The following is a 27,000-nucleotide window of genomic DNA, read 5'->3' as shown; positions in this document are numbered from 1 at the left end:
ATGGATAACAACAATAACCAACACGCAATCACACGCATCGAAACCTTCGGGGTCGAACAGATTCCCGACCACGAACGCAACGCCACGCCGGTCGATCTGTTCCGCATGATCTTCGGCGGCGCCAATACCTTCGCCACCGCCGTGCTCGGCAGCTTTCCGGTGCTCTTCGGGCTGTCCTTCCAGGCCGGGCTGTGGGCGATCCTGCTGGGCGTCACGCTGGGCGCGCTGATCCTCGCCCCGATGGGCCTGTTCGGCCCGCTCAACGGCACCAACAACGCGGTCTCCTCCGGCGCGCACTTCGGCGTGCACGGGCGCATCGTCGGCTCCTTCCTCTCACTGCTGACCGCCATCGCCTTCTTCTCGCTCTCGGTGTGGAGTTCCGGCGATGCCCTGGTCGGCGGCGCCCGGCGCCTGGTCGGCCTGGAAGAGAGCGAACTGAACCTGGGCCTGGCCTACGGCCTGTTCGCCGTGCTGGTGCTGACCGTATGCATCTACGGCTTCCGCTTCATGCTGCTGGTCAACAGGATCGCCGTGTGGGCCGCCAGCCTGCTGTTCCTGCTCGGCCTGTTCGCCTTCGCCGGCCCCTTCGACGCCGCCTACGCCGGCAGCGTGCAACTCGGCCAGCCGGGCTTCTGGGCCGCCTTCATCGGCGCCACCCTGCTGGCCATGAGTAACCCGATCTCCTTCGGCGCCTTCCTGGGCGACTGGGCCCGCTACATCCCGCGCCAGACCTCGCAGGCACGGATCATGCTGGCGGTGATCGGCGCGCAGCTGGCGACCCTGGTTCCCTTCCTGTTCGGCCTCGCCACCGCGACCATCGTCGCCGTCCGCGCGCCGGACTACATCGCTGCCAACAACTACGTCGGCGGCCTGCTGGCCATCGCTCCCGGCTGGTTCTTCCTGCCGGTATGCCTGATCGCGGTGATCGGCGGCATGTCCACCGGCACCACTTCGCTGTACGGCACCGGGCTGGACATGTCCAGCGTGTTCCCGCGCCTGCTCTCGCGGGTGCAGGCCACGGTGCTGATCGGGGTCGCCTCGATCGGCTTCATCTTCGTCGGCCGCTTCGCCTTCAACCTGGTGCAGAGCGTCTCTACCTTCGCCGTGCTGATCGTCACCTGCACCACCCCGTGGATGGTGATCATGCTGATCGGCCTGCTGACCCGTCGCGGCTTCTACCGCCCGGACGACCTGCAGGTGTTCACCCGCGGCCAGCGCGGCGGCGCCTACTGGTTCGAGCACGGCTGGAACTGGCGCGGAATGGGTGCCTGGATTCCCAGCGCGGCAGCCGGCCTGGCCTTCGTCAACCTGCCGGGGCAATTCGTCGGTCCGCTCGGCGAACTGGCCGGCGGCATCGACCTCAGCCTGCCGGTCGCCCTCAGCCTGGCCGCCCTGCTCTACCTGGCACTGCTGCGCCTGTTCCCGGAACCGCCTTGCGTCTATGGCCCGCGAGGACCGCGCTGGGTGCGCGCGCACGGCACGCGGAGGGCACCGGCGATAGCCACCGCCTGAGGTGGGGTACACACACGGCGGGACGCCAGCGTCCCGCGCTTCCGGCGCCTCGCCGGATACAACAATGACAATGAGAAACTTGGGAGACCTGATATGGCCCTCGACATATTCGTCGTTCTGATCTACGCCGCGGGCATGATCGCGCTGGGCTGGTACGGCATGCGCCGCGCCAAGACCCGCGACGACTACCTGGTGGCCGGCCGCAACCTCGGCCCCGGCTTCTACCTGGGAACCATGGCCGCCACCGTCCTCGGCGGCGCCTCCACCATCGGCACCGTGCGCCTGGGCTACGTCCATGGCATCTCCGGCTTCTGGCTGTGCGGCGCGATCGGCCTCGGCATCGTCGGCCTCAGCCTGTTCCTGGCCAAGCCGCTGCTGAAGCTGAAGATCTACACCGTCACCCAGGTCCTGGAGCGTCGCTACAACCCCGCCGCGCGCCACGCCAGCGCCCTGATCATGCTGGTCTACGCACTGATGATCGGTGCCACCTCGACCATCGCCATCGGCACCGTCATGCAGGTCCTGTTCGGCCTGCCGTTCTGGGTCTCGATCCTGATCGGCGGCGGCGTCGTGGTGCTCTACTCCACCATCGGCGGCATGTGGTCGCTGACCCTGACCGACATCGTGCAGTTCCTGATCATGACCGTCGGCCTGGTGTTCCTGCTGATGCCGCTGTCGATCAACGACGCCGGCGGCTGGGACGCCCTGGTAGCCAAGCTGCCGGCCAGCTACTTCGACTTCACCGCGATCGGCTGGGACACCATCGTCACCTACTTCCTGATCTACTTCTTCGGCATCTTCATCGGCCAGGACATCTGGCAGCGGGTGTTCACCGCCCGCAGCGAGACCGTGGCCAAGGTCGCCGGCTCCGCCGCCGGTATCTACTGCGTGCTCTACGGCATGGCCGGGGCGCTGATCGGGATGGCCGCCAAGGTCCTGCTGCCGGACCTGGAGAACGTCAACAACGCCTTCGCCAGTGTGGTCGAGCACAGCCTGCCGAACGGCATCCGCGGCCTGGTCATCGCCGCCGCCCTGGCGGCGCTGATGTCCACCGCCAGCGCCGGCCTGCTGGCGGCGTCCACCACCGTCACCCAGGACCTGCTGCCGCGCCTGCGCCGCGGCCGCGGCCAGTCCGACAACGGCGACGTGCACGAGAACCGCATCGCGACCCTGCTGCTGGGCCTGGTAGTGCTCGGCATCGCCCTGGTGGTCAGCGACGTGATCAGCGCCCTGACCGTGGCCTACAACCTGCTGGTAGGCGGCATGCTGATCCCGCTGATCGGCGCGATCTACTGGAAGCGCGCCACCACCGCCGGCGCCATCACCAGCATGACCCTGGGCTTCCTTACCGTGCTGGTGTTCATGATCAAGGACGGCCTCGACGCCAATACGCCGATCTACTACAGCCTGGCGGTCGGCCTGCTCAGCTTCGTCCTGGTCAGCCTGTTCTCGCGGCGCCCGACGGGTGTCGCCAGCGCCGCCTGAACCAGGCACAACCCCGACAGGCGAGGGACTTTCCCTCGCCTTTTCCATTCCCGAGAACATGAAAAAGGAACGGCCATGACCACCTGCGGCGAATTCCTCGTCAAGCAACTCGAAGCCTGGGGCGTCGAGACCGTCTTCGGCATCCCCGGCGTGCATACCGTAGAGCTCTATCGCGGCCTGCCCGGCAGCCGTATCCGCCATGTCACCCCGCGCCACGAGCAGGGCGCCGGCTTCATGGCGGACGGCTACGCACGGGTCACCGGCAAGCCCGGCGTGTGCTTCATCATCACCGGCCCGGGGATGACCAACATCCTCACCGCCATGGCCCAGGCCTACGCCGACTCGATTCCGATGCTGGTGATCTCCAGCGTCAACGAACGCGCGCGCCTGGCCCACGGCAACGGCTACCTGCACGAGCTGCCGAACCAGCGCAACCTGGTAGGCAACGTCTGCGCCTTCAGCCATACCCTGATGAGCGCCGAGGAGCTGCCGGCGGTGCTCGCCCGCGCCTTCGCCGTGTTCGACAGCGAGCGGCCGCGGCCGGTGCACATCGAGCTGCCGCTCGACGTCATCACCGCTCCCGCCGAACACCTGGCCCTGCGCCCACGCACCGTCGCCAGCCGCCCGGCGCCGGCCCTCGCGCCCTTGCGCGAGGCCGCAGCGCGCCTGCGCAACGCGAAGAAGCCACTGCTGCTGCTCGGCGGCGGCTGCGTCGAGGCCGCCGCCGAAGCGCGTGCCCTGGCCGCCGCGCTGGACGCGCCGACCGCCCTGACGATCAACGCCAAGGGCCTGCTACCGGCCGACCACCCGCTGCTGCTGGGCAGCAACCAGTCCTGCGTGCCGGTACGCGAGCTGGCCGCCGAGGCCGACGTGGTGCTGGCCATCGGCACCGAGCTGGGCGAAACCGACTACGACGTGGTGTTCGACGGCGGCTTCGCCCTCGATGGCGAGTTGATCCGCATCGACATCGACCCGCAGCAACTGATGCGCAACTACACGCCGAGCCTGGCCATCCACAGCGACGCCCGGCTGGCCATGCGCGTGCTGCTGGCCGAACTGCCGGGCGGCGAGGCCTCGCCGGACAGCCCCGGGGCCCGGCGCGCCGCCGCCGTGCGCCAGCGCCTGGCCGAAGACTTCGCCGGCTGGTCGCACTATCGCCAGCTGTTCGCCGCGATCCTCGCCGAGTGGCCGGACGCCCGCTTCGTCGGCGACTCGACCCAGACCGTCTACAGCGGCAACCACCTGGTCGATCTCGACGAGCCGCGCCGCTGGTTCAACGCCTCCACCGGCTACGGCACCCTCGGCTATGGCCTGCCCGCCGCCATCGGCGCCAAGCTCGGTGAGCCGGGACGCCCGGTGGTCAGCCTGATGGGCGATGGCGGCCTGCAGTTCACCCTGCCGGAACTGGCCAGCGCGGTGGAAGCCAAGGTCGGCATCGTCGTGCTGCTGTGGAACAACCACGGCTATGGCGAGATCAAGCGCTACATGGAGCGGCGCGAGATCACTCCGCTCGGGGTCGATATCTACACCCCGGACTTCCTCGCCATCGCCCGCGGCTTCGGCTGCGCCGCCGAACGCGCGCGCGATCTCGAGCACCTGCGCGAACTGCTGCGCGGCGCCCCGGCGGACCGTCCGCTGATCGTCGAGGTGCTGCAAGCCGCGCCCTTCCATCCCTGACCCGGAGCCCGCCATGGACGATTCCGAACTCTACCGCTCCCTCTGCGAGATCCTCGGCGCCCGTGGCGTGCGCGACAGTGCCGCGCTCGCCGGGCAGGACCCCGGCTACCATCCGCAGAACCTCGCCGGAAGCTTCCTGGTCCTGCCGGAAAGCACCGACCAGGTCGCCGCCGTGGTGCGTCTGTGCCGCCAGGCGGGACGCGCCCTGGTACCCCAGGGCGGACTCACCGGCCTGGTCGGCGGCGGCGCCGCGCAAGCCGGCGACGTGCTGCTCTCGCTGCGCAGGCTGAACCGCATACATCGGCTGGATGCGGCCAGCCAGACCCTCGACCTCGACGCCGGCGTCACCCTCGAACAGGCCCAGGCGCTGGCCGCCGATGCCGGACTCGACCCCGGCATCGATCTCGCCGCGCGCGGCAGCGCCAGCATCGGCGGGCTGGTCGCGACCAACGCCGGCGGCATCCGCGCCTTCCGCTTCGGCACCATGCGCCAGCGCGTGCTCGGCCTGGAAGCGGTACTCGCCGACGGCAGCGTCTACAGCGACCTGCGCGGGCTGCTGAAGAACACCACCGGCTACGACCTCAAGCAGTTGTTCGTCGGCGCCGAAGGCACCCTCGGCATCGTCACCCGTGCGGTACTGCGCCTGGAGCCGTTGCAGCGTCCCGGCGCCACCGCCCTGCTCGGCCTGCCCGACGTCGACGCGGCGATCACCATCGCCGCGCGCCTGCGCCGCGAGCACGCCGAACGCCTGTTCGCCTGCGAGATCCTCTGGCACGACTACCTGCAATGCACCGCCGCCCCCATGGGCGACAGCGCGCCGAGCCTGGCGCCCTGCCCTCTCTACCTGCTGGTGGAGCTGGCCGAGGACCGCCACCTGGATGCCGGCGAGGCGCTCACCGCCCTGCTGGAAGACTGCTTCGAGGACGGGCTGGTGGAAGACGCCCTGCTCGCCGCCAACGAAACCCAGCGCCTGGCCATCTGGCGCCTGCGCGAAGACTCCGACGCGGCCATCCACGCCGGCGTCGACAGCCTGTCCTTCGACGTATCGCTGCCGGTGCCGGCCCTGGCCGGCTACGTCAAGCGCATCCGGCGGCGCCTGGACGACCTGGTGAAGGGCATGCAGGTCTTCCTCTTCGGCCATTTCCTCGACGGCAACCTGCACGTCATGCTCGCCGCCGACGTCCCGCTGCTGCCGCTGCACCAGGCGGTGGAGGAAATCCTCTACGGCGAGTTGGGCGAATGCGCTGGCGTGATCTCCGCCGAGCACGGCATCGGCCTGGAGAAGAAGGAAGCCCTGGGACGCTACGCCGATCCGCTGAAGCTCGCGCTGATGGCGCAGATCAAGGAACTGCTCGACCCCAACGGACTGTTCAACCCGGGCAAGGTCATACCCTGAACGCCTATCCTTCTGGGATAGCCTTTCCACCGACAGAGACCGCGATGAGAATCGTCAGCCGCGACCGCTGGTTCGAAACCCGGCACTTCTACAACGGTATCAGCCTGATCCACGAGCCCTACGTGCGCCCCTTCTATCGCTGCAACATGTGGCATGTCCAGGGCCGCGAGCGCGACGTGCTGGTGGACAGCGGCTCCGGTCTGGTCAGCCTGCGCGAGCAACTGCCCTGGCTCACCGAACGACCGCTGCTGGCGGTGGCCAGCCACACCCACTTCGACCATATCGCCGGCCACCACGAATTCGCCGAGCGCCTGGCGCATCCGGCCGAGGCGGAGATCCTCGCCGCGCCGGACGGCGACAACACCCTGGCGCGCGCCTATGTTGGCGACGAGATGTTCGAGGCGCATCCGGAGTGCCCGCTGTGCTACGCCGAATACCGGGTGCGAGCAGCGCCGGCGACCCGACTGATCGACGAAGGCGACGTGCTCGATCTCGGCGACCGCGTGCTGCAGGTGCTGCACACGCCCGGGCACTCGCCGGGCGGCATCAGCCTGTGGGAAGCGGCGACACAGACGCTGTTTTCCGGCGACATCGTCTACGACGGTCCGCTGGTCGAGGACGCCTATCATTCCAACCTCGACGACTATGCCTCCAGCCTCGCGCGCCTGCGCGAGCTACCGGTGCGCACCGTGCATGGCGGGCATTTCGCGAGCTTTTCCGGGGAGCGTTTGAGGGAAATGATCGTCGCCTGGTTCAGGAACCACGATCGATAGACCAAAACCGGGACTCTGGCCAGCGCCGCAGGCGGAGGCCAGAGCGTCGGGGAACCGGCTCAGCGACGTTGCCGCGCGGCGAGGCGCCGGCGTTGCTCGTCGTTTTCCACCGGGATGGGTTGCATGCGCGGGGGCTCGATCAGGCCAAGGGCGACACCGAGTTGCCACGCCAGGTTTTGCAGCCAGAGTTTCATGACAGGCCCCTTGTCCAAGGGAAGGAGAATCGGGCGACCTGACAAGTCAGGTCGCCCTAGGAAAGAGTAGACCGGCGTCCCACTCTCCGCACGTTCCACTCCGTCCTTGGAAACAACTTTACTGCGGGAAACCGGCCCCGGACCCTGACCTGAATCAAGCCAACGCCGATTCCCGCCCTTGCAGGAGACCGATCCAGGCCTTCAGGTTGGCGCCGACCATGCCCTTGCGCCAGACCAGCCAGGTATTCGCCCGGGCGAACGGTTCGGCCAGCGCATGCACCGCCACCGACTCCCGCCCCGGCAGGCTTTGCAGCATCGACACCGGCATCAGCGCCACCCCGCCGCCGGCCACCACGCAGGCCAGCATGCTGTGGTAGGACTCGATCTCCATCACCCGGCCCATGCTCACTCGCGCGCTGGCGAACCAGGACTCCAGCAGCAGGCGATAGGAGCAGCGCGGGCGGAAGGCGATCACCGCGCTGCCGGCCACGTCCTCGGGACCGCGCACCGGCGGGTGGCCATTCTCGGTGACCAGCACCATGCGCTCCTCGAACATCGGCAGGCCCTCCAGACCGTCGAAGTCCAGCGGGCCGTCCACCAGCACGGCATCCAGGCGCCCGCCCAGCAGCGACTCGACCAGCTCGCCGCTGGGCGCGGTCTGCAATTGCAGGTTCACCGCCGGATAGCGCCGGTGGTATTCCGCCAGGCGCGGCGGCAGGTGGATCGCCGCGGTGCTGTACATCGAGCCGAGGGCGAAGTCGCCCACCGGTTCGCCCCCCTGCACCGCCGCGCGCGCCTCCTCCTGCAGGGCGAACAGCCGCGCGGCGTAGTCCAGCAGGACCTTGCCGGCCGGCGACAGTTGCAGGCGCTGGCGTTCGCGGAGGAACAGGTCGACGCCAAGCTGTTCCTCCAGTTGCCGCAGGCGCGTCGACAGGTTCGACGGCACCCGGTGCAGGCGCTCGGCGGCGCGGGCGATGGAGCCTTCCTCGGCGACCGCCTGGAAGATCCTCAACTGGCCGAACTCCACGGTTAATTCTCCAAAACAGAACAAGTAATTCACGATTATTCATTTTTACAGAATTTCCGCAAGACCTAACCTGCTGCCATTCATCCCCCGGCAGGAATCCGCACATGTCCCGTGATTTTCTTCGTTCGCCGCTGGTCGGCCTGCTCGCCTGCCTGCTGGCGCTGGTGGTCGCCATGGGGGTCGGACGCTTCTCCCTGACCCCGCAACTGCCGCACCTGATCCGCGAAGGCCAGCTCGACCTGACCGGCGCCGGCCTGCTGGCCGCCGCCAACTACCTCGGCTACCTGGTCGGCGCGCTGGACGCGCTGTTCGCCCGCGAAGCGCGGCAGGCGCGCTTGCGCCTGCTGGTCGGGCTATGGGCCTGCTTCGGCCTGACCCTGGCCTCGGTCTGGGCCGAGGGCTTCTGGCCGCACGCGCTGCTGCGCTTCGGTCTTGGCGTGGCCAGCGCCTGGGTACTGATCATGGTCACCGCCCTCAGCCAGCGCCTCGCCGCGGAAAGCGGTCGGGCCCGGCTGGGCGCGCTGGTGTTCGCCGGCCCCGGCATCGGGGTGATGGTCACCGGCCTGCTGGCGGCATTGGGCAACGCCCTGGGCCAGGACTCGGTGTTCATCTGGAAGCTCTTCGCCGACCTCGCGCTGGTCCTGATCCTCATGCTCCTGCCGCTGCTGCCGCGCCCGGCCGCACGCAGCGCCGGCCACGACGCGCCTGCCACGGCAAGCGAGAACGCCGGCCTCGGCCGCCTGACCTGGGCCTACGGACTGGTCGGCCTCGGCTACATCATCCCGGCCACCTTTCTCTCGCAGATGGCCGCGGCGCGTTTCCACGGGCAATGGCAGGCCGACCTGTTCTGGCCCTGCTTCGGCCTGGCCTCGGCCACCGGGGTGGTGCTGATCAGCCTGCGCCGGCAGCGCCCGGACGGCACCCGCCGCTGGCTGGTCGGCGCGCTCTGGCTACAGGCCCTCGGCGTGCTCGCCTGCCTGCTGCCAGGGATCGGCGGGCTGGCCCTGGGGGTAGTGCTGACCGGCCTGCCGTTCCTCGCCGGCATGCAACTGGTGATGCAATACGCCCGCGAACTGGCGCCGCATACGCCGCAGCGCAACGCCGGCCAACTGACCACCGGTTTCGCCCTCGGCCAGTTGCTCGGCCCGCTGCTGGCGGCGCTCAGCACGCATTTCGCCGGCGGCCTGCAACCGGCGCTGGCGCTCGCCGGGCTCGGCCTGGTCTTCGCCGGCCTGCTGTTGCGCCGGCCGCACTCGCTCAGCGTCGCAGCAGGCGTCGCAGCCACTGCTCGCCGCTGACCAGGGTGATGCCGGCGAGGACCAGCGCCGCGCCGGCGACGAAGTTCAGGCTGAGCGGCTCGCCCAGCAGCAATACGCCGAAGGTGACGCCGAACAGGGGGGTCATGAAGGAGAAGATCGCCAGGTTGTTCGCCAGGTAGCGACGCAGCAACCAGAACCAGCAGAAGTAGCTGGCGAACGACACCACCACGCCCTGGAACAGCACGCTGGCGGTGCTCACCGGGGTCCAGCGGACCTCGCCGAGCTGGCCGCTGAAAAGAGCGATCAGCAATAACCCGGCGCATGCCACGAACAATTGGTAGAACAGCGTCAGGCTTGGCGGTGCCTCGGACAGCCGGGTGCCGCGCACTGCCACCGTGGTCGCGCCCCAGGACATCCCGGCGAGCAGGCCGAAGGCGTCACCGAGCAGCATCCGCCCATCCATTTCCGCCCACGACAGGCCTCCGCCGAAGGCCACCGCGATGCCGCTGAAGCACACCGCCACGCCCAGCCACTGCAAGGGCCGCAGGCGTTCGCTGGGAAGCAGGAAGTGCAGCCCGAGGGCAGAGAAGATCGGCGCGGTATAGAGGAACACCGACATGTGCGAAGCCGTGGTGTATTGCAGGCCGAGGGCGATGAACAGGAACTCCAGGGCGAACAGCGTGCCGGTCAGCAGGCCGGCGCCCAGGGTGCCCTGGCGCAAGCCCTCCCAGCCGCCGCGCCAGCACATCAGCAGGCCGACCAGGGCGGCGGCGATGCCGGAACGGATGGCCGCCTGCATCACCGGCGCGATGTCCGTCGCCGCCCACTTGATGGTCACCTGCTGGATGCCCCAGATCACGCAGAGCAACAGCATCGTCTGGAAGGCGAAGGCATCGGCGGACTTACGCATGGCGGACTCACAGGCAGGCATGGAAGGAAGCGGCCGCCAGCGGCGACCGTCGGGCAGCGCCATTATGGACAAGCCGGCGCGCCCGGTCGAAGCCTGGAAGCGACCTCCAGCGGGCCGTGGGCGGCGGTTCCGGCCCGCTCGCCTGGCCTGCGGGGCGTGACGCATAGCGCCTGTGGCGCTATGCGTCCTGCGAACCCGCCATCTGGCCGCGGCCGCTCATTTGCCGGTCTTGATCTTGCTCCAGGTCCGCGTGCGCAGTCGCTCCAGCTTCGGCGGCAGCATCTCCACCGAATACAGCCTGGCCTGCACTTCTTCCGGCGGGTAGACGTTCGGGTTGTCGCGCAACTCCGCCGAGATCAAGCCGTCCGCCGCCTTGTTCGGGTTGGCGTAGGCCACGTAGTCGGAGATCGGCGCCACCACCTCCGGGCGCAGCAGATAGTCGAGGAAGGCGTGCGCCTGCTCGACGTTCTTCGCGTCGCGCGGAATCGCCAGCACGTCGAACCAGGCCGCGGCGCCCTCCTTCGGGATGCGGTACTCGATGCGTATGCCGTTCTTCGCTTCCCTGGCCCGGTTGGCCGCCTGCATCGCTCCGCCGGACCAGGCGATGGCCACGCAGACGTTGCCGTTGGCCAGGTCGCTGACGAACTTCGAGGAACTGAAGTAGGTGATGTACGGGCGCAGCTTCGCCAGGTGCTCCTCGGCTCGGCGGTAGTCTTCCGGCTGGTGGCTGTTGGGCGACAGGCCGAGATAGTGCAGCACCTCGGGGATCACCTCGGTGGGCGAGTCGAGGAAGGCCACGCCGCACTGTTGCAGCTTCGCCAGGTTCTCCGGCTTGAACACCAGGTCCCAGGAGTCCAGCGGCGCATCGTCGCCGAGCACCGCGCGGACCTTGTCGAGGTTGTAGGCGATGCCGTTGGTGCCCCACATGTAGGGCATCACGTAGCGGTTGCCGGGGTCCTTGCCGGCGAGCACCTTGAGCAGGGCCGGGTTGAGGTTCTTCCAGTTCGGCAGCTTGCTCTTGTCCAGCGGCTGGAACACCTCGGCCTTCAGGTAGTTGGGCAGGAAGCTGTCGCTGGGCACCACCAGGTCGTAGCCGGAATGCCCGGACAGCAGCTTGGCCTCGAGCACCTCGTTGCTGTCGTAGACGTCGTACTTCGGCGCGATGCCGGTCTGCGCCTGGAAGTTCTTCAGGGTGTCCGGGGCGATGTAGTCGAACCAGTTGTAGATCCGTACTTCCGGCGCGGCCTGGACCAGCCCGGCGGAAACGGCCAGCGCGAGGCCGGCCAGCAGCTTGCGAGTCGATTGCATGCTTCGCTCCTCAGCGGGCCGCGCCTTCGTAGCCCTGCAGCACGTTGACCGCGTTGATGCCGATGGCTTCCACCGCATAGCCGCCTTCCATGATGAACAGGGTCGGCAGGCCCAGCCGGGCGATGCGCTCGCCCATCCGCAGGTAGTCCGGCGAATCCAGCTTGAACTGGGAGATCGGGTCTTCCTTGTAGGTGTCCACGCCAAGGGAAATCACCAGGGCATCCGGGGCGTAGCCGGCGATCCGCACGCAGGCGTCGTCGAGCGCCGCCGACCAGAGGTCCCAGCCGCTGCCATGGGCCAGCGGATAGTTGTGGTTGCAGCCCTCGCCGGCGCCTTCGCCGCGCTCGTCCGCGTAGCCGAGGAAGTACGGGTATTCGACCCGCGGATCGCCATGGATCGAGGCGAACAGAACATCGTCGCGGCGGTAGAAAATGTCCTGGGTGCCGTTGCCATGGTGATAGTCGACATCGAGGATCGCCACGCGCCGGGCACCCTGGTCGAGGAACGCCTGGGTGGCGATGGCGGCATTGTTGAGGAAGCAGTAGCCGCCCATGAAGTCGCCACCGGCGTGATGGCCCGGCGGACGGCAGAGGGCGAAGGCGCTGCGGGCGCCCTGGCGCATATGCTCCTGGGCGGTCAGCGCGACCTGGGCGGAGCTGTAGATGGCCTGCCAGGTGCCGGCGGTGATCGGCGCCTCGGTGTCGAAGCTGTAGTAGCCCAGCTCGCCCATCAGCGCCGTGGGGATCGGCCCGTCGCGGCGCAGGCGGCGGCCGGGGAAGGTGGTGGACACCAGGTCGCCGCTGTGGCCTTCGGCGGTCCAGCGGGCCCAGGCGCCCTGGAGGAAGTCCAGGTAGGCGGCGTCGTGGATGCGCAGCAGCGGCTCGCGGCCGAAATCCTTCGGCGCGATCACCTCGCCAAGGTTCTGCGACTTCACCCGGGCCAGCACGGTGTCGGCCCGGCTGGGCATTTCGAAACAGGGTTGCAGCTTGCCGTCGACCAGTTCCGACTGGCCGAAGTGCAGACGATGATCGTCGCTGTAGACGCTCAGCATGGAGAGACCTCGCAGGTTTCTTGTTCTTGGTGGAGGGATTCTGCCCAGCGCGCGGTCGCGGCAAAACGGCGGCGGCGGCCAAAAAGGGATCGATATGGCCAGAATTCATGTCCCTTTAGCGCCGCCTGGCGATTATCGACGCGGGGAATTACTCGGCGCCCGCGCCGGTCCATACTGCTTGAGCCAGTCAGGATCGAAAGGGGGATTCGATGAGGCGCGCCAGCCTGCATATGTTGCTCTGCCAGTTCGCCATGGCCCTGGGCCTGCTCCTGAGCCTGGGCAGCGAGGCCTGGGCCGCCAGGCCGGCTCCGCAGGCGGCCGTCGACCTGGAAGCGCCGGCCGCCCTGGCCGAGGACGCCAGCCTCGACCAGCTCAACGCGCAACTCGACCTGATCCGCCAGCGCGTTACCGCCGACGCCAGCGACGACCTCCTCGCCGAGTTGCGCCAGAGCGCGCTGCAAGTCCAGCGCCAGGCCGACGCCCTGCTCGCGCTACGGGTGGCCGACATCGAGCGGCTCGACGATCAGTTGAAAGTGATCGGCCCGCCGCAGCCCGACGAGGCGGAAAGCCTCGCCGCCCAGCGCCAGGCCCTGACCCGGCAGAAGAACGCCCTGCTCGATGACGAACGCCAGGCCACCCAGCTCGGCCAGTCGTCCCGCGACCTGGCGGCACAGATCGTCAACCTGCGCCGCAGCCTGTTCAACTCGCAGATCAGCAGCCGCGCGGCGACACCGTTCAGCCCGAGCTTCTGGTCGACCCTGATCCGTCCCACCGACGACGACCTGCGCCGGCTGGACAAGCTGAAGGCGGAGGCCCTGGTCGCCTTCGACAGCGCCATCGCGCCCGGACACCGCTGGGCCTTCGCCGGAACCCTGCTGGCCACCGTGCTGGTCTGGAGCTTCGGCCGCCGCCTGCTGGAGCGCATGCTTACCTGGGCGATGATCCGCTGGCTGCCGGAAGGCCGCCTGCGGCGCAGCGCCCTGGCCCTGGCGGTCGGGCTGGCGACCATCCTGACCATCGTCGGCGCGGTGTCGCTGATGCGCTGGGGCCTGGAAAGCAACGCCAGCCTGAGCCCCGACATGGCCAGCCTGACCGATCAACTGGTGAGCCTGGCGACCTTCTGCGCCTTCATCGCCGGCCTCGGCCGCGCCCTGCTGATGCTGCCGCGACCATCCTGGCGGCTGCCGGCGATCCCGGACAGGATCGCCAGCGCCCTCGGCCCGTTCCCGGCGATCCTCGCGGTGGCGCTGATGCTGGTGGCCACCGAGGAACGGATCAACAGCGTCACCGGCACCAGCCTGGCCCTGACCGTCGCCCTCAACGGCCTGACCGCGCTGGTCACCGCGCTGATCTTCGCCGCCGCCCTGCTGCGCTACCACCATGTGCGGCGCAAGCACGACCTGGAGCGGCCAGGCGGGATCGCCGGGCTGATCCCCTTCGTCGCCTCGGTATGGATCGCGGCGATCCTCCTCGCCCTGTTCACCGGCTACCTGTCGCTGGCCTACTTCCTCACCGGCAAGCTGCTGTGGATCAGCGTAATCGCGGCCACCACCTACCTGCTGATCGCTTTCTTCGGCGACATCTGCGAAACCCTGCTCTCGCCCAAGCATCCCAGCGGCCTGGCGCTGGCCAATGCGCTCGGCCTGTCGCCGCGCCACCAGGCCCAGGCCAGCACGGTGCTGGCCGGGGTCGGCCGCACCCTGCTGCTGCTCACCGCGCTGCTGCTGGCCTTCCTTCCGGTCGGCTCGAGCCCCAGCGAACTGCTGCAGGGCTTCGCCCAACTGGGCGAAAGCAGCAAGACCCTGGGCAACCTGAACATCGTCCCGCAGGACATCCTGGTCGCCCTGCTGCTGTTCGTCGGCGGCCTGTTCGCCCTGCGCATCGTCAAGCGCTGGCTGAGCGAGCGGTTGCTGCCGGAAACCAACATGGACGCCGGCATGCGCGCCTCGCTGGTGACCCTGGTCGGCTACCTCGGCTTCGTGCTCCTGGCGATGCTGGTGATGTCCACCCTGCGCATCAACCTGACCAGCCTGACCTGGGTGGTCAGCGCCCTCTCGGTAGGCATCGGCTTCGGCCTGCAGGCCATCGTGCAGAACTTCATTTCCGGCCTGATCCTGCTGACCGAGCGGCCGGTGAAGGTCGGCGACTGGGTCAGCCTGGGCGGGGTCGAGGGCGATATCCGGCGGATCAACGTGCGCGCCACCGAGATCCAGATGGGCGACCGCTCCACGGTGATCGAGCCGAACTCGCAGTTCATCTCCCAGACCGTGCGCAACGTGACCATGGGCAATGCCCTCGGGGTGGTCGGGGTGAACCTGACCCTGCCGCTGGACACCGACGCGATGAAGGTCCGCGAACTGCTCCTGCAGGCCTTCGCCGAACACCCGGCGATCCTCGACGCACCGGCGCCCTCGGTGACGTTCAAGGATCTCGCCAGCAACGGCCTGGTGCTCAACGCCAGCGGCTTCGTCAACAGCCCGCGTTCGGTGGCCGGCGCGCGCAGCGACCTGCTCTTCACCATCCTCGACCGCTTGCGCAGCGAAGGCATCGCGCTGTCCTCGCCGCAGAGCCTGCTGATGATCCAGGATGGCGGCCCGGCCAGCGCCGCGCCTGCGCCCGCGACGCCCGATTGAAGCGAAGGGGCGGACTGGCCGTCACGCAACGGGTAGAATCCGCCCCTTTTTCAACGCCGAACCGCCATGAATCGCGAAGCCCTCGATACCCTCCTCCAGCACCTGCTCGCCGCGCTGTCCCCGGCGCCGGCGGAGACCCGCCGTCTGTTCCATGGTCGCGGCCGCTGCTGGCCGGGCCTGGAACAATTGACCGCGGACTGGCTGCAGGGCGTCCTGCTGGTGACTCTGTTCAAGGAGCCGCAGCCGGAGGAACTGCAGGCCTTGCGCCGGACCCTGGGGCAACTGACCACGGCGCCGGCCTGGGCTGCGAGCCAGGGCCGGCACCTGGTCCTGCAGCACCGCTACCGCCCAGACAGCGCCTGCGAATGGCTTTCGGGCGAGCCGCTGGAAACCTGGGACATCGTGGAAAACGGACTGCGCTTCCGCCTCGACCTGGGGCGCAACCAGAACACCGGGCTGTTCCTCGACATGCGCCTGGGCCGCCGCTGGGTGCAGGAGCAGGCCGCCGGCCGCCGCGTGCTCAACCTGTTCGCCTACACCTGCGGCTTCTCGGTGGCGGCCATTGCCGGCGGCGCCAGCCAGGTGGTCAACCTGGACATGGCCCGCGGCCCGCTCAACCGCGGCCGCGACAATCACCGCCTGAACGGCCACGACCTCGGCCGGGTGAGCTTCCTCGGCCACGAACTGTTCAAGTCCTGGGGCAAGCTGCGCAAGCTCGGCCCGTACGACCTGGTGATCGTCGATCCGCCGAGCTTCCAGAAAGGCAGCTTCGTCCTGACCCAGGACTACCGCAGGATTCTCCGCCGCCTGCCGGAACTGCTGGTGCCCGGCGGCACCCTGCTGGCCTGTATCAACGACCCGGCCATCGGCCCCGACTTCCTCCTCGAGGAAACCGCCCGCGAGGCGCCGTCGCTGCACTTCGTCGAACGCCTGGAGAATCCGCCGGAGTTCCCCGATGTCGACCCCGCGGCGGGCCTCAAGGCGCTGCTGTTCCGCAACGCAGGCTGATCGACGCGCGGGCGGCGTGTCGCTAGGCTGTCGGCATGGACATGCCCGATGGCTTCATTCCCCTGCCGCCACGCGTCGAACCGCAGGCGGCCTTTCGCCCCCTGCTCGACGACCTGCGCCGGACCCTGGCCCGGCCTCCGTTCGAGCGGGCCGTGCACAGCGTCTACCTGTACGGCAGCGTCGCCCGCGGCGAGGCCATCACGGGGCGCTCCGACCTCGACCTGACCCTGGTCCTGCGCGACCCGCCCAGCCCCGAACTGACCGCGCAACTGGAAACCGCGCGCCTGGCATTGCAGGCGCGCCACCCGGAAGTCAGCAAGATCGATTTCGATATCGGCCACCTGGACCAGGCCCGCGATCCGGCCAACCGCGATAGCTGGGGCTATTGGCTCAAGCACCGCTGCCGCTGCCTGTGGGGCGAAGACCTGGCCAGCGACCTGCCGCCCTTGCGTCCGGCGAAAGCCATCGCCCTGGCCCTCAACGGCGACTATGCGCAGGTGCTGGAAGACTATGCGCGACGCCTGGAAAGCGCGTCCTCGGAGGAGGAGCGCCGCCGCCTGCAACGAGAAGCGGCGAAGAAGCTGATCCGCTCCAGCGACATCCTTCGCGGGGAGACGGAGAGCGTCTGGCCGGAGACCCTGGAGCATTACCTGGCGCTGTTTCGCGCGCGGTACCCCGGACAGGCGCCGGCCCTGGAATATTTCAAGGCCGTGCTGGACGGCCAGGTCACCGACCCGGCGGTGTTCATCGAGCGCCTGCGCGCATTCAGCGCCTGGATGCAGCGCCAGGCGTAGCCCGCCGAGACAGTCGTCCTCAGCGTCGGGCCAACAGGGCCGTGGCGCCCTGGGCCTTGCGCGTGTACCAGAGCACCCGGCTGACGCCACGGGTGATCGCCACGTAGGCCAGGCGCAGGCTTTCGTCCTCCATGGCCTGGTCGTAACTGTTGCGGAAGAAGCCCGATGCCGCGTACAGCGCGTTGCGCAACGGATGCTTCTCGCCCGGCAGGCAGTCGTCGACGACGATCGCCACTTCGGCCTGGAGGCCCTTGGCGCGATGGATGGTCATGCCCTTCACCGGCAGCGCGCGATCCAACTCCGCCTGGATCGCCTGCAACGGCTCGTTGCGCCGGCTCAGCAACAGCACCGCGGTGCGCTCGCTGCTTTCGCGAGCGGCGGCGTGCTCGCACTGGGCGCGGATTTCCGCCAGCAGCTTCGGCAGTTGCGCACGCAGGTCGAAACGCTGCACCAGCTTCACGCCATGGTCGCCCGGCTGGATCGGGCGGAACGCGCGGCAGGTCTTGTCCTGCTTGAAACGCACCCCGGCCAGCACCTTCTCGCCGTCGCGAATGATCGGTTCGACGGAGCGGTAGTTGGTTTCCAGCACCAGCAGCGCGCTCTTGCGTCCCCGCCCACGCGAAGGGAAATGCCGGTCGAAGTCGATGAACAGCTCCGGCGAACTGCCGCGCCAGCCGTAGATCGACTGCCAGTCGTCGCCGATGGCCATCAGGCTCGGCGCGGTGCCCTGGGTTGCCAGGCGACGGTGCAACGCCTGTAGCCAGAGGACGATCTGCGGCGAGACATCCTGGAACTCGTCGATCAGCAGATGGGTGAACGGCGCCAGCGCCGTTTCCGCCAGGGCCCCGCCGGCCATCCGCTCGCCGAGCTGCTGGAACGCGGCGTCGAAGGTCATCAGGCCCTCCTCGCGCAACAGCGCCTGGAACCTCGCCCAGAACAGTGCCATGGCTTCGACGAAGATCTTCTCGCGCAACCCGCATTCCAGCTTGCCGCTGTCCAGGCGTTCGACGCGCAGGCCCAGGCTCTCGGCGAACCCGGCCTGGGCATGGAAGGCTTCGTACAGCGGCAGCGCCTGGAACTCGCCGGCCAGCTTGAACGGCTCCAGCGGCGCCTTCGGCTGCCGCCGCGCGCCCTCTTCCGGCTCCGCCGGCGGCGGCAGTTCCAGCAGTTTGTGGGTCTTGGCGCGGAACGCCGGGCTTGCCGCGTAGCACTGCTGGTAGGCCTGCTTCAGCAGGCGCTGCTGGGCCGGACGCAGGCGTCCGGCGGCAAGGGGGTTGTCCGGCTCGGCGGCGGGGTCGCGGTCGTCCAGTTGTTCGAACCAGCGCGGATTGCCGAGCACCTCGCGGGCCAGGCTGCCGAGCGCCGAATGGAAAGTGCGCACGCACTGCCGCGCCTGGGCCGCGTCGAACGGGTACTGCCAGTGCGCGAGCAGCCGCAGCAATTGTTCGCGCAACTGCGCACAGGAGGCGTTGGTGAAGGAAATCACTGTCAGCCGCTGCGGCTCGACGCCCAGGTGGCAGAGCATGAACACCACCCGCAGGACCAGGGTGGTCGACTTGCCCGAGCCGGCACCGGCGAAGATCCGCGCCAGCGGCTGGCGGCAGAGGATCATCGCCCACTGTTCCTCGGACGGCGGGCTGACCACACCGAGCGTCACGGCCTGCGCCACCTGCTCGCGCATGGCGCGCTCCTGGGATTCGTCGACCTTCAGTGCGGCAGCCGGATAGATTCCCTGCGGCGCGCCCTGCGAGGCGGCAGCGGGCTTGCGCGGGGTCCCCCGAACGGCGCCCTTCGCAGGCTTGCCGGCGGCCTTGGCCGGAGCCTTCGCGGCGTTCTTCCTGGAGCGGGCCTTGGCCGGCTGCAACAAGGCTTCGCGAGCCTCGCGCTCGGCCTGCAGGTAGGCGGTGGTACGCGGGAAACAACGCGCCAGGGCGCTGGAGAGCATCGACTTGTAGCGCCGTACGGCAGACAGCATCGGGGACCGGTCCAGACAAAGCATGTGGCTGAATCATAAGTGTTTTCCGCCCTCGGCCGACAGTCGGACGCGGACCGCCCATCGCGCCAGGGCAACCCTTGCGCGACCGCGCCGGTCTACCCTTCGGGCCCTGCCGGCCTGCCAACTCAGCGAAAACAAGGAGCCTACCCATGAGCGATTGGGCAATCACCTACAGCAAGGACGAAGCCACCGAGCGCCAAGTCCTGCCGTTCCCCCACAAGCCGAGCCCCGAAGAGGTCGCCGAGCACCTGCTGGAATGGGCCGAGGCCAACCTCAAGCCGGGCCACTACAGCACCGGCAAGCTGGAAAGCGACGAGCCGGCGGAACTGCTGCTGCGCCGCTTCGGCATCGTCGTCACCGGCATCGCCGAAGCCTGATCCCTCCCGCGACCGGCAGACGCCGGTCGCTTCCGCCGATAAACGCCTGCTCCGCCAAGCCTACGAACGCGCCAGCCGCGTACCTGGGCCGCTGGGCCAAGCGACGGTTTTGCTCCGGCCACACAGCATCTCAGCGCTCGCCAAGGGCGGCGAGATAGGCGCAGAGCATATCGGCCAGGGCCTCAGCGTAACGCTCGATCTCCGCCTCGCTGCGCGGCTGTTCGGAGAACTGCTTGCCGACCGCGCCGAGGGTGGTGGTGAGCAAGTCGCCGGCCAGGCTGCGCTCGGCCTCGGCGACCTCCGGCAAGGCCTCCCGGAGAAACGCCTGGAACACCCGCGCGCCCTCCGCCTTCACCTCCCGCGCCTCGTCGGCGTCGCGATACAGCGGCGCCGCGTCGCTCAGCGCCACGCGTATCGCCGCCTCTTCGCACTCCGAGCGCACGAATGCCAGCACCAGCCGGCGCAAGCGCTCCAGCGGCGGCCGGGTGGTGTCCTCGAGGATCTCGCCGAGCAGACGCGTGGTGCGCCGCCACTCGTCGCTTTGCAGGCGGAAGAGGATCGCCGCCTTGTTCGGGAAATACTGGTACAGCGAACCGATGCTCACCCCGGCGCGCTCCGCCACCCGCGCGGTGGTGAAACGTTGCGCGCCTTCGCTGGCCAGAACCTGAACAGCCGCCTCCAGGATGCTCGCCACCAACTCACTGGAACGGGCCTGCTGCGGCTGCTTGCGCGAGGAAATACGCGGGTTTCGCTTGTCGCTCATGGAAGGCTCCGGAATGCGAATGGCGGAATGCGATGAATCCGTCGCATTCTAGGTCCACGCACTTACGCGCTCAAACATTCCCGGAGCCATCCATGAATACCCTCACCAACGCCCCGCTCGCCGATCTCCTGCAACGCCTGTTCGCCGAAGCCGAAGCCAGCGCACCGGGCGACAGTCCCGCCCTCGCCGACCTCTCGGAGGCCGAACTGAAGCGCCTCATGGGCAGCAAGACCGAATACCGCGAGTTCTACGGTCGCCTGAAGGACCTGGCGCTGCCCGTCTCCCGCGAAACCGGCTGCCTGCTCTACATGCTGGCGCGCAGCAGCTCGGCGCGCAGCATCGTCGAGTTCGGCACGTCCTTCGGCCTGTCCACCCTGCACCTCGCCGCAGCGCTGCGGGACAACGGCGGTGGCCGCCTGATCGGCAGCGAGTTCGAACCCTCCAAGGCCGAGCGGGCACGGCGCAACCTGGCCGCCGGGGGGCTGCTCGACCTGGTGGAACTGCGCGAGGGCGACGCCCTGCAAACCCTCGCCAAGGACCTGCCGGACAGCATCGACCTGGTCCTGCTGGACGGCGCCAAGGCGCTCTACCCGGAGGTCCTCGCCCTGCTGGAAAGCCGCCTGCGCCCCGGCGCGCTGGTGATCGCCGACAACGCCGAGCATAGTCCCGAGTACCTGGCCCATGTCCGCTCGCCGGCCAACGGCTACCTGTCGACGCCCTTCGCCGAGGATGTCGAGCTGTCCATGCGCCTGGGCTGAAGCCTAGCGACTGACGGCGTCTCGCGGGTTTGCTAGGGTCTGGCTCACGCCGCCCGGACAGCTCGAAGGAGACCCGCATGACCCGTGACCGACTCGCCGAGCGCTACCGCGCCTACATCGACTGCCTGAACCGCCAGGACTGGGCGCGCCTGGGCGACTTCGTCCATGACCGGGTGCGCTACAACGACGTGCAGATCGGACTCGACGGCTACCTGCGGATGCTCGAAGGCGACTTCCTGGCAATCCCCGACCTGCGCTTCGAGATCGAACGCCTGCTCGTCGATCCGCCGGGCGTCGCCTGCCGCCTGCACTTCGACTGCACACCCAGCGGCCGGCTGTTCGGCATCCCGGTCAACGGCCAGCGGGTACGCTTCGCCGAGAACGTCTTCTACGAATTCGAAGACGAGCGCATCGCCGGCGTCTGGTCGGTGATCGACAAGGCGGCGGTCGCCGCGCAGGTTCAGGCGACGCCGCCGTCGTCCTGAGGCGCCAGGGCACTGCGGGCCGACCATCTACCAGGTATCCACGAACGGCCGCTTGCGCCCCGCCCTCGGCACCGGTTCTCCGGCGACGGCCAGGCCGCGCAGGAGCCAGGCGCGGGTCTCCGCCGGGTCGATCACCGCGTCGATCTCCAGGTAGCTGGCCATGTTCAGCGCCTTGCCGTTGCGGTAGGCCTTGTCCACCATGCCGCGGAACAGCGCCTCGCGCCGCTGGGGATCTTCCTCGGCCGCCAGCTCCTTGGCGAAGCCCAGCCGCACCGCGCCTTCCAGGCCCATGGCGCCGAACTCGCCGCTGGGCCAGGCGACGGTGAACAGCGGCGAATGGAAGCTGCCCGCCGCCATGGCCTGGGCTCCCAGTCCGTAGCCCTTGCGCAGGACCACGGTGAAGAACGGCACCGTCAGGCTGGCGGCGCTGACGAACATCCGCGAGACGTGGCGCACCGTGGCCTGTTTTTCCGCCTCCGGGCCGACCATGAAGCCAGGGGTGTCGCAGAGCGAGACGATCGGGATGTCGAAGGCGTCGCACAACTGCATGAAGCGCGCGGCCTTGTCGCCAGCCGCGGCATCGATGGCGCCGCCGAGATGGCCAGGGTTGTTGGCGATCAGGCCGAACGCCCGGCCCTCGATGCGCAGCAGCGCGGTGACCAGGCCGGGAGCGAACTGGCGCCGCAGTTCCAGCACGCTGCCCCGGTCGGCCAGGACCTCGATCGCCTGGCGGATGTCGTAGGCACGCAGGCGGTTCTCCGGCACCAGGTGGCGCAACTCGCGCTGGTCGGCGCAACTCCAGTCGGGCAGCGGGCCCTGGAAATAGCCGAGATAGCGCCTGGCCACCGCGACCGCTTCGGCCTCGTCCTCCACCAGTACGTCGATCACTCCGTTGGGCCCCTGCACGCCCGTCGGACCGACCTCCTCGGCGGCGAAACGGCCCAGGCCGCCGCCCTCGATCATCGCCGGGCCGGCCATGCCGATGGTGGCGTCGCGGGTGGCGATGATCACATCGCAGCAGCCCAGCAACGCGGCATTGCCGGCGAAGCAGCGACCGGAGACCACTCCCACCAGCGGCACCAGCCCGGAGAGCCGGGCCATGCCGACGAAGGTATGGCAATCGAGGCCGGCGACGCCGACGAAATCGGTATCGCCCGGGCGCCCGCCGCCGCCCTCGGCGAACAGCACCAGCGGCAAGCGCCACTGTTCGGCCAGGCCGAGCAGGCGGTCGGTCTTCTTGTGGTTCATCACCCCCTGGGTGCCGGCGAACACCGTGTAGTCGTAGGCCAGTACCAGGCAACGCGCGGCCTGCACGCCGAAGCTGGCGGCCCCCACCGTACCGGTGCCGGCGACCAGGCCATCGGCGGGGCTCAGCTCCAGCAACTCCTCGGCGGAACGCCGGCGACGCTGGGCGGCCAGGGCGAAACCGCCATATTCGCTGAAGCTGCCCTCGTCCAGCAGGTCGAGCACGTTCTCCCGCGCGGTACGCTGTCCGGTCTTGCGCCGCCTGGCAAGCGCCTGCGGACGACGCTCGTCGCCCAGCGCTGCCTGGCGCTCGAGTACCTCGGCGAGATCGGCGCGGATATGCGCCAGGTCCAGCGCCTGTTCGGTCGGTGCCTGCTCGTCGTCATCCTCCGTCGGTTCAAGGAACAGCAGCGTCGCGCCCTCCTCCAGAGGCTCCCCGAGGCTCGCCGCGAGCCGCCGGACGATCCCCCCGCCGGGTGCCTTGACCTCGAACTCCATCTTCATCGCTTCCAGGATCGCGACCCGCTGGCCGGCACGCACCCGTTCGCCCTCGGCCACTTCCAGGGCCACCAGCACCCCGCTGCTCGGCGCCGACAGCGGCAGGCTGCCGAGTGGCGCCTCGACCCGCGCAGGCGCGGCGTCCTCGGCGAGCGGGCACTCGGCGCGGAGCCGCGGATGGCTCGCCGGGATAGGCGCCAGCAGTGTCTCCAGGTGGCTTTCGACGAAGCGGGTGTCGACCCGGTTGGCCTGTACCGCCGGATGCAGCAGAAGGTTGCGCAGCAGGTCCAGGTTGCTCGCCACGCCCTCCAGGCGGAATTCGCAGAGCGCCCGGTAGGCCCGGCGCAACGCGGCGGGATAATCCGCGCCGCGCACGACCAGCTTGGCCAGCAGCGAATCGTAGCTGGGGCTGACCCGATAGCCGGCATAGCCGTAGCCGTCCACCCGCAGGCCGGGACCGCTGGGCGGTTCGTAGGCGCCGATAGTGCCCACCGCCGGACGGGCGCTGCCGTCGACCGCCAGGGTCTCCAGGTTGATCCGCAGTTGCACCGCGCAGCCGCCGATCGCCGGCGGTCGCTCCAGGCCGAGGGCGGCAAGCTCCATGCCGGCGGCGAGACGCAACTGGGCGTGCAGCAGGTCGACCCCGGTGACTTCCTCGGTGACGGTGTGCTCCACCTGGATACGCGGATTGGCTTCCATGAAATAGAAGTGCCCGGGGCGCTCCTCGTCGACCAGGAACTCGAAGGTACCGATCCCCCGATAGCGCACCGCGCCGGCCATGCGCAGGGCGCAATCGATCAGCGCCTCGCGAGTGGCCTCCGGCAGGTCCGGGCTGGGCGCGATCTCCAGCAGCTTCTGCTGGCGCCGTTGCAGGCTGCAATCGCGCTCCCAGAGGTGGCTGACCGCACCGCTGCCGTCGCCGAGCACCTGCACCTCGATGTGCCGCGCCCGCGCTACCCGTTGCTCGACGTATAACTCGTCCCGGCCGAACGCCGCCTGCGCCTCGGCACGGCAGCGGCGGTAGGCATCGGCCAGTTGCGCAACCTCCTCCACCGCGCGCATGCCACGTCCGCCGCCGCCGGCAAGGGCCTTGAGCATCACCGCGGCGCCATCGCCCAGCCCTTCCAGGAACGCCTCGGCCTCTTCGACGCTGACCGCACGGTTGATCCCGGCCACCAGCGGCACCTCCAGGCGCTCGGCCAGGGCGCGCGCGGCAGCCTTGTCGCCGAGCAGGTCGAGCACTTCCGCTTGCGGCCCGACGAAGTGGATGCCCGCGCGCTGGCAGCGCCGGGCGAATTCGCCGTTCTCGGCGAGGAAACCGTAGCCCGGATGGATCGCCTCGCAGCCCTGCTCCAGGGCCAGCGCGACCAGCCGATCCATGTCGAGATAGGCCGCCACGCCACGGCCGGCCAGCGGCAGCGCGACATCGGCCTTCCGCACGTGCAGGGACGCGGCATCGTCTTCCGCGAACACCGCCACCGAGCGGATACCCAGGTCGGCGCAGGCGCGGGCGATGCGAATGGCGATCTCGCCGCGGTTGGCGATCAGCAAGGCGTTGAAGGGGGGAGCGGTCACGGCAGGTTCTCCGGGGAGCGGGTCAGGCGGCCGGCGAAAGGAGCTGGCCCGGCGGCGCGTTGGTCATCGTCGCAGGCATCTTAGGCAGCCGAAGGAAGCGGCAGAACTGAGGCTTATTCATCGACATCCATGAAGCCTATACATGGTTCTATCGGCGAGCATGCCTGCTAGGCTGGCGCCTTCCCCAGACAGGCGCGCGCAAACATGAATCAGCCACATGAATGGTCGCCCCTCAGCCGTTTCGATCTGAACCTGTTCCGGGTCTTCGAAGTGGTCTATCGAGAACGCAACCTGACCCGCGCGGCGGGCCTCCTGCATCTCAGCCAGTCGGCCGTCAGCCACGCCCTGGCGCGCCTGCGCGACCAGCTCGGCGACCCGCTGTTCGTCCGCCAGGGGCGCGGGGTTGCGCCGACGCCGCTGGCCGAGCGACTGGCGCCGGGCATCCATGACGCCCTCGCCGGCCTGCACCGCAGCATGAATCGCTGCCAGACGTTCGACCCTCGGCGCGACGCGCGGACCTTCCAACTGAACATGCCGGAGCAACTGGAGCCGCTGGTGCTCCCGGCGATCCTCGCCCACCTGCGCCAGGCCGCGCCACGCATCGAGATACGCTGCAACAGCCTGCACTGGGCGGACCTGAAGGCGGAACTGGGCGCCGGACGCATCGACCTCGCCATCGAGATCGCCCGGCCCACCGACGCCGCCCTGCGCCGCCAGCACCTGCTCGACGACAGCCTGTGCGTGATGGCCGGGCCGGGCTTCGCCGGCGACCTGAGTGCGGAGGAGTACCTGGCGGCGGACCATGTCGCGGTGACCTCGCGGCGACGCGGCATCTGCATCGAAGACCTGGCCCTCGGCCACCTCGGCCTGGCCCGCCAGGTGCGCCAGCGCTGCCAGCACTACCTGTCGGCGGCGTTGCTGGTGGCCCAGGGCGGCTACCTGCTGACCCTGACCCGAGGCTACGCCGAACTGATCAACCGCGGCCTGGGCAACCGCCTGCTGCCGATGCCGCTGGCCCTGCCAGCGGTGACTCTGAATCTCTACTGGTCGCGCCAGGCCGACGACGAAGCCGGCAGCCTCTGGCTGCGCGGCGAACTGGCGGAGCTGGCGACGCGCCTGCGCTGAGCGCGGGCGCTGCGACTAGGGCTTCGCCGCCTTGGCGCGGGCCTTCTGCAGCCACTGCCCGGCCTTCGCCGAACACTCCGTGACATAGGTCGTATCGATCGCGCAGCGCTCCCCGGTGGCCTTGAGCAGGTAGGCGGCATCGGCTACCTCGTAGTCGGTGTGCCGGCGCGGCGTACCGTTCGCCTGGGATTCGCGTTCGTCCTCGCGGATGTCGCAGTACAGCGCATTGCTGCGGGCGAACAGTTCGAGGCACTCGGCATCCTTGCCCAGCAATGGGTTGGCGCTGTCCTCGGCGGACTTGGAGCAGCCGCCGAGCAGCAGGCAGGCGCAGGCAATCGTGGCAAGCGGGCTACGCATGTGTCCGTTTCCTTGGCCATGGAGAGTGCGCCATTAAAACAGCCCCGGCGCCTCGGCGCATCCGCGGCGTGCCCATGGTGCTACTCCGCATCCCCCTGCCCCAGCAGCGCCCGGTACTTCACCGCCGCCGCGGTCCGCGACGGCACGTCCAGCGCCCGCAGCAGCGACGACACATGGATGCGCACCGTGTAGTGGGAGATGTCCAGGGCGCGGCCGATCTCCTTGTTGCTCTTGCCCTGGGCCAGCAGGCGCAGGACATCCAGTTGGCGCTCGGTGAGCCCCTCCAGGCGCGGGCTGGGCTGCAGCGGCAGGAGGCCGGAGGGTTCGTAGCGCACCAGCACTTCCCCGGCGCGGATGGCCAGAATCGCCTGGCCGAGTTCCTCGGGCGCGATGCTCTTGCCGAGGAAGCCGTCGGCCCCTGCGTTCATCACTTCGCCGATGAGCTGCGGGTCGTCGACCATCGAGACGACGATCAGGGTGGTGCGCGGGAACCGGCGGCGCAGGTCGGCGAGCATCTCGATGCGGGTCAGGCCGGGGAAACGCAGGTCGAGGATCAGCGAATCGGGCTGCTCGCCTTCGCCAGCCAGGCGCAGGACCCCGGCGAGGTCGCCGGCCTCCTCGATCCTGGCCTCGGGCAGCAGGCGCTGGAGGATACTCAGCATGCCCTCGCGAAACAGCGGATGATCATCGGCGACGATGATGCGGCCAGTCATTCTTGTAGTCTCCAGGAGTCGCAGTTTCCGCCGCGCATGCTACCTTAGCCCGCTACCGCCGCGCCCACCCTTCGTCCGTCT

23 protein-coding genes are annotated in these 27,000 nt (G+C 69.1%); 13 read left to right on the top strand and 10 right to left on the bottom strand.

Going from position 1 to position 27,000, the window contains the following annotated elements:
* The 5 genes from ACTJJX_RS06370 (at position 1) to ACTJJX_RS06350 (ending at position 6,843) form a co-directional block, all read left to right on the top strand.
* Complete coding sequence (locus tag ACTJJX_RS06370) at positions 1-1,512, top strand: purine-cytosine permease family protein (RefSeq protein WP_016851837.1); 1,512 nt, start codon at positions 1-3, stop codon at positions 1,510-1,512.
* Positions 1,513-1,605: 93 nt separating this feature from the next.
* Positions 1,606-2,997, top strand: coding sequence for a sodium:solute symporter (locus ACTJJX_RS06365; RefSeq protein WP_003100479.1), 1,392 nt, complete (start codon positions 1,606-1,608; stop codon positions 2,995-2,997).
* 75 nt (positions 2,998-3,072) lie between these two features.
* Positions 3,073-4,674 (top strand): 5-guanidino-2-oxopentanoate decarboxylase, encoded by a 1,602-nt coding sequence (locus tag ACTJJX_RS06360; RefSeq protein WP_003122953.1) that lies wholly within the window; start codon positions 3,073-3,075, stop codon positions 4,672-4,674.
* A gap of 13 nt (positions 4,675-4,687) precedes the next feature.
* On the top strand, positions 4,688-6,070 hold the full coding sequence (locus ACTJJX_RS06355) for an FAD-binding oxidoreductase (protein WP_016851838.1): 1,383 nt from the start codon (positions 4,688-4,690) through the stop codon (positions 6,068-6,070).
* A gap of 44 nt (positions 6,071-6,114) precedes the next feature.
* The gene (locus ACTJJX_RS06350; protein ID WP_003118669.1) at positions 6,115-6,843 is read left to right on the top strand and encodes an MBL fold metallo-hydrolase; all 729 of its coding nucleotides are present in this window, start codon (positions 6,115-6,117) and stop codon (positions 6,841-6,843) included.
* A gap of 59 nt (positions 6,844-6,902) precedes the next feature.
* Here ACTJJX_RS06350 and ACTJJX_RS06345 read toward each other — a convergent pair whose 3' ends face one another.
* Together ACTJJX_RS06345 and ptrR are read right to left on the bottom strand one after the other, a co-directional pair.
* Positions 6,903-7,037, bottom strand: coding sequence for a PA1414 family protein (locus ACTJJX_RS06345; protein WP_003087006.1), 135 nt, complete (start codon positions 7,035-7,037; stop codon positions 6,903-6,905).
* Positions 7,038-7,191: 154 nt separating this feature from the next.
* On the bottom strand, positions 7,192-8,064 hold the full coding sequence (gene ptrR, locus ACTJJX_RS06340; protein WP_003082949.1) for a putrescine utilization regulator PtrR: 873 nt from the start codon (positions 8,062-8,064) through the stop codon (positions 7,192-7,194).
* A gap of 104 nt (positions 8,065-8,168) precedes the next feature.
* On the opposite strand from ptrR, the gene ACTJJX_RS06335 reads away from it, so the two are divergent.
* The gene (locus ACTJJX_RS06335; RefSeq protein ID WP_003105421.1) at positions 8,169-9,362 is read left to right on the top strand and encodes an MFS transporter; all 1,194 of its coding nucleotides are present in this window, start codon (positions 8,169-8,171) and stop codon (positions 9,360-9,362) included.
* On the opposite strand, the gene ACTJJX_RS06330 is transcribed toward ACTJJX_RS06335, so the two are convergent.
* From ACTJJX_RS06330 to aphA, 3 genes are all read right to left on the bottom strand, one after another.
* Positions 9,322-10,233, bottom strand: coding sequence for a DMT family transporter (locus tag ACTJJX_RS06330; protein ID WP_003105419.1), 912 nt, complete (start codon positions 10,231-10,233; stop codon positions 9,322-9,324). The two genes, ACTJJX_RS06335 and ACTJJX_RS06330, sit on opposite strands and share 41 nt — an antisense overlap.
* 216 nt (positions 10,234-10,449) lie before the next feature.
* Positions 10,450-11,541: an extracellular solute-binding protein gene (locus tag ACTJJX_RS06325; protein WP_003082943.1), complete on the bottom strand. Its 1,092-nt coding sequence runs from the start codon at positions 11,539-11,541 to the stop codon at positions 10,450-10,452.
* Positions 11,542-11,551: 10 nt separating this feature from the next.
* A complete protein-coding gene (gene aphA, locus ACTJJX_RS06320; protein ID WP_003082940.1) occupies positions 11,552-12,592 on the bottom strand; it encodes an acetylpolyamine amidohydrolase AphA in 1,041 nt (346 codons plus the stop codon).
* A gap of 209 nt (positions 12,593-12,801) precedes the next feature.
* Between aphA and ACTJJX_RS06315 the strand changes: the two genes are divergently transcribed.
* The 3 genes from ACTJJX_RS06315 to ACTJJX_RS06305 all read left to right on the top strand — a co-directional run bounded on the left by ACTJJX_RS06315 (position 12,802) and on the right by ACTJJX_RS06305 (position 17,027).
* On the top strand, positions 12,802-15,225 hold the full coding sequence (locus ACTJJX_RS06315) for a DUF3772 domain-containing protein (RefSeq protein ID WP_320535529.1): 2,424 nt from the start codon (positions 12,802-12,804) through the stop codon (positions 15,223-15,225).
* Between the two features lie 66 nt (positions 15,226-15,291).
* Positions 15,292-16,233, top strand: coding sequence for a class I SAM-dependent methyltransferase (locus ACTJJX_RS06310; protein WP_003082935.1), 942 nt, complete (start codon positions 15,292-15,294; stop codon positions 16,231-16,233).
* Positions 16,234-16,268: 35 nt separating this feature from the next.
* A complete protein-coding gene (locus tag ACTJJX_RS06305) occupies positions 16,269-17,027 on the top strand; it encodes a nucleotidyltransferase domain-containing protein (RefSeq protein WP_016851839.1) in 759 nt (252 codons plus the stop codon).
* A 19-nt stretch (positions 17,028-17,046) separates the two neighbouring features.
* Here the strand turns inward: ACTJJX_RS06305 and ACTJJX_RS06300 are convergent, their stop codons facing one another.
* The gene (locus ACTJJX_RS06300) at positions 17,047-19,002 is read right to left on the bottom strand and encodes a UvrD-helicase domain-containing protein (protein WP_016851840.1); all 1,956 of its coding nucleotides are present in this window, start codon (positions 19,000-19,002) and stop codon (positions 17,047-17,049) included.
* 170 nt (positions 19,003-19,172) lie between these two features.
* Between ACTJJX_RS06300 and ACTJJX_RS06295 the strand changes: the two genes are divergently transcribed.
* The gene (locus tag ACTJJX_RS06295) at positions 19,173-19,400 is read left to right on the top strand and encodes a hypothetical protein (protein ID WP_003082927.1); all 228 of its coding nucleotides are present in this window, start codon (positions 19,173-19,175) and stop codon (positions 19,398-19,400) included.
* A 130-nt stretch (positions 19,401-19,530) separates the two neighbouring features.
* Here the strand turns inward: ACTJJX_RS06295 and ACTJJX_RS06290 are convergent, their stop codons facing one another.
* Complete coding sequence (locus ACTJJX_RS06290) at positions 19,531-20,163, bottom strand: TetR family transcriptional regulator (protein WP_003112419.1); 633 nt, start codon at positions 20,161-20,163, stop codon at positions 19,531-19,533.
* Positions 20,164-20,255: 92 nt separating this feature from the next.
* Here ACTJJX_RS06290 and ACTJJX_RS06285 point away from each other — a divergent pair, with 92 nt between their 5' ends.
* A complete protein-coding gene (locus ACTJJX_RS06285; protein ID WP_003082920.1) occupies positions 20,256-20,921 on the top strand; it encodes an O-methyltransferase in 666 nt (221 codons plus the stop codon).
* A gap of 77 nt (positions 20,922-20,998) precedes the next feature.
* Positions 20,999-21,406 carry an ester cyclase gene (locus ACTJJX_RS06280; protein ID WP_003118664.1) on the top strand — a complete coding sequence of 136 codons (408 nt, stop codon included), beginning with the start codon at positions 20,999-21,001 and terminating at the stop codon, positions 21,404-21,406.
* A 27-nt stretch (positions 21,407-21,433) separates the two neighbouring features.
* Here ACTJJX_RS06280 and ACTJJX_RS06275 read toward each other — a convergent pair whose 3' ends face one another.
* Complete coding sequence (locus ACTJJX_RS06275) at positions 21,434-24,724, bottom strand: acetyl-CoA carboxylase family protein (protein WP_003162342.1); 3,291 nt, start codon at positions 24,722-24,724, stop codon at positions 21,434-21,436.
* Between the two features lie 204 nt (positions 24,725-24,928).
* Between ACTJJX_RS06275 and ACTJJX_RS06270 the strand changes: the two genes are divergently transcribed.
* On the top strand, positions 24,929-25,849 hold the full coding sequence (locus ACTJJX_RS06270) for a LysR family transcriptional regulator (protein ID WP_016851841.1): 921 nt from the start codon (positions 24,929-24,931) through the stop codon (positions 25,847-25,849).
* Positions 25,850-25,864: 15 nt separating this feature from the next.
* On the opposite strand, the gene ACTJJX_RS06265 is transcribed toward ACTJJX_RS06270, so the two are convergent.
* Both ACTJJX_RS06265 and ACTJJX_RS06260 read right to left on the bottom strand, forming a co-directional pair.
* Positions 25,865-26,206, bottom strand: a complete 342-nt coding sequence (locus ACTJJX_RS06265; protein ID WP_003082903.1) for a hypothetical protein — start codon at positions 26,204-26,206, stop codon at positions 25,865-25,867.
* Between the two features lie 80 nt (positions 26,207-26,286).
* Entirely contained in the window at positions 26,287-26,919 is a 633-nt protein-coding gene (locus tag ACTJJX_RS06260) for a response regulator (RefSeq protein ID WP_003086978.1), read from the bottom strand.
* Positions 26,920-27,000: the final 81 nt, after the last annotated feature.

The organism is Pseudomonas sp. 22490 (assembly GCF_052044465.1).
Lineage (GTDB): Bacteria > Pseudomonadota > Gammaproteobacteria > Pseudomonadales > Pseudomonadaceae > Pseudomonas > Pseudomonas aeruginosa.
This window is presented reverse-complemented; position numbering and strand designations above follow the sequence as displayed.

Bases quoted from the DNA above. Each gene is read 5' to 3' on its own strand.
- ACTJJX_RS06370 (WP_016851837.1), top strand. From the start codon at position 1: ATGGATAACAACAATAACCAACACGCAATCACACGCATCGAAACCTTC.
- ACTJJX_RS06365 (WP_003100479.1), top strand. From the start codon at position 1,606: ATGGCCCTCGACATATTCGTCGTTCTGATCTACGCCGCGGGCATGATC.
- ACTJJX_RS06360 (WP_003122953.1), top strand. From the start codon at position 3,073: ATGACCACCTGCGGCGAATTCCTCGTCAAGCAACTCGAAGCCTGGGGC.
- ACTJJX_RS06355 (WP_016851838.1), top strand. From the start codon at position 4,688: ATGGACGATTCCGAACTCTACCGCTCCCTCTGCGAGATCCTCGGCGCC.
- ACTJJX_RS06350 (WP_003118669.1), top strand. From the start codon at position 6,115: ATGAGAATCGTCAGCCGCGACCGCTGGTTCGAAACCCGGCACTTCTAC.
- ACTJJX_RS06345 (WP_003087006.1), bottom strand. From the start codon at position 7,037: ATGAAACTCTGGCTGCAAAACCTGGCGTGGCAACTCGGTGTCGCCCTT.
- ACTJJX_RS06335 (WP_003105421.1), top strand. From the start codon at position 8,169: ATGTCCCGTGATTTTCTTCGTTCGCCGCTGGTCGGCCTGCTCGCCTGC.
- ACTJJX_RS06330 (WP_003105419.1), bottom strand. From the start codon at position 10,233: ATGCGTAAGTCCGCCGATGCCTTCGCCTTCCAGACGATGCTGTTGCTC.
- ACTJJX_RS06325 (WP_003082943.1), bottom strand. From the start codon at position 11,541: ATGCAATCGACTCGCAAGCTGCTGGCCGGCCTCGCGCTGGCCGTTTCC.
- aphA (WP_003082940.1), bottom strand. From the start codon at position 12,592: ATGCTGAGCGTCTACAGCGACGATCATCGTCTGCACTTCGGCCAGTCG.
- ACTJJX_RS06315 (WP_320535529.1), top strand. From the start codon at position 12,802: ATGAGGCGCGCCAGCCTGCATATGTTGCTCTGCCAGTTCGCCATGGCC.
- ACTJJX_RS06310 (WP_003082935.1), top strand. From the start codon at position 15,292: ATGAATCGCGAAGCCCTCGATACCCTCCTCCAGCACCTGCTCGCCGCG.
- ACTJJX_RS06305 (WP_016851839.1), top strand. From the start codon at position 16,269: ATGGACATGCCCGATGGCTTCATTCCCCTGCCGCCACGCGTCGAACCG.
- ACTJJX_RS06300 (WP_016851840.1), bottom strand. From the start codon at position 19,002: ATGCTGTCTGCCGTACGGCGCTACAAGTCGATGCTCTCCAGCGCCCTG.
- ACTJJX_RS06295 (WP_003082927.1), top strand. From the start codon at position 19,173: ATGAGCGATTGGGCAATCACCTACAGCAAGGACGAAGCCACCGAGCGC.
- ACTJJX_RS06290 (WP_003112419.1), bottom strand. From the start codon at position 20,163: ATGAGCGACAAGCGAAACCCGCGTATTTCCTCGCGCAAGCAGCCGCAG.
- ACTJJX_RS06285 (WP_003082920.1), top strand. From the start codon at position 20,256: ATGAATACCCTCACCAACGCCCCGCTCGCCGATCTCCTGCAACGCCTG.
- ACTJJX_RS06280 (WP_003118664.1), top strand. From the start codon at position 20,999: ATGACCCGTGACCGACTCGCCGAGCGCTACCGCGCCTACATCGACTGC.
- ACTJJX_RS06270 (WP_016851841.1), top strand. From the start codon at position 24,929: ATGAATCAGCCACATGAATGGTCGCCCCTCAGCCGTTTCGATCTGAAC.
- ACTJJX_RS06265 (WP_003082903.1), bottom strand. From the start codon at position 26,206: ATGCGTAGCCCGCTTGCCACGATTGCCTGCGCCTGCCTGCTGCTCGGC.
- ACTJJX_RS06260 (WP_003086978.1), bottom strand. From the start codon at position 26,919: ATGACTGGCCGCATCATCGTCGCCGATGATCATCCGCTGTTTCGCGAG.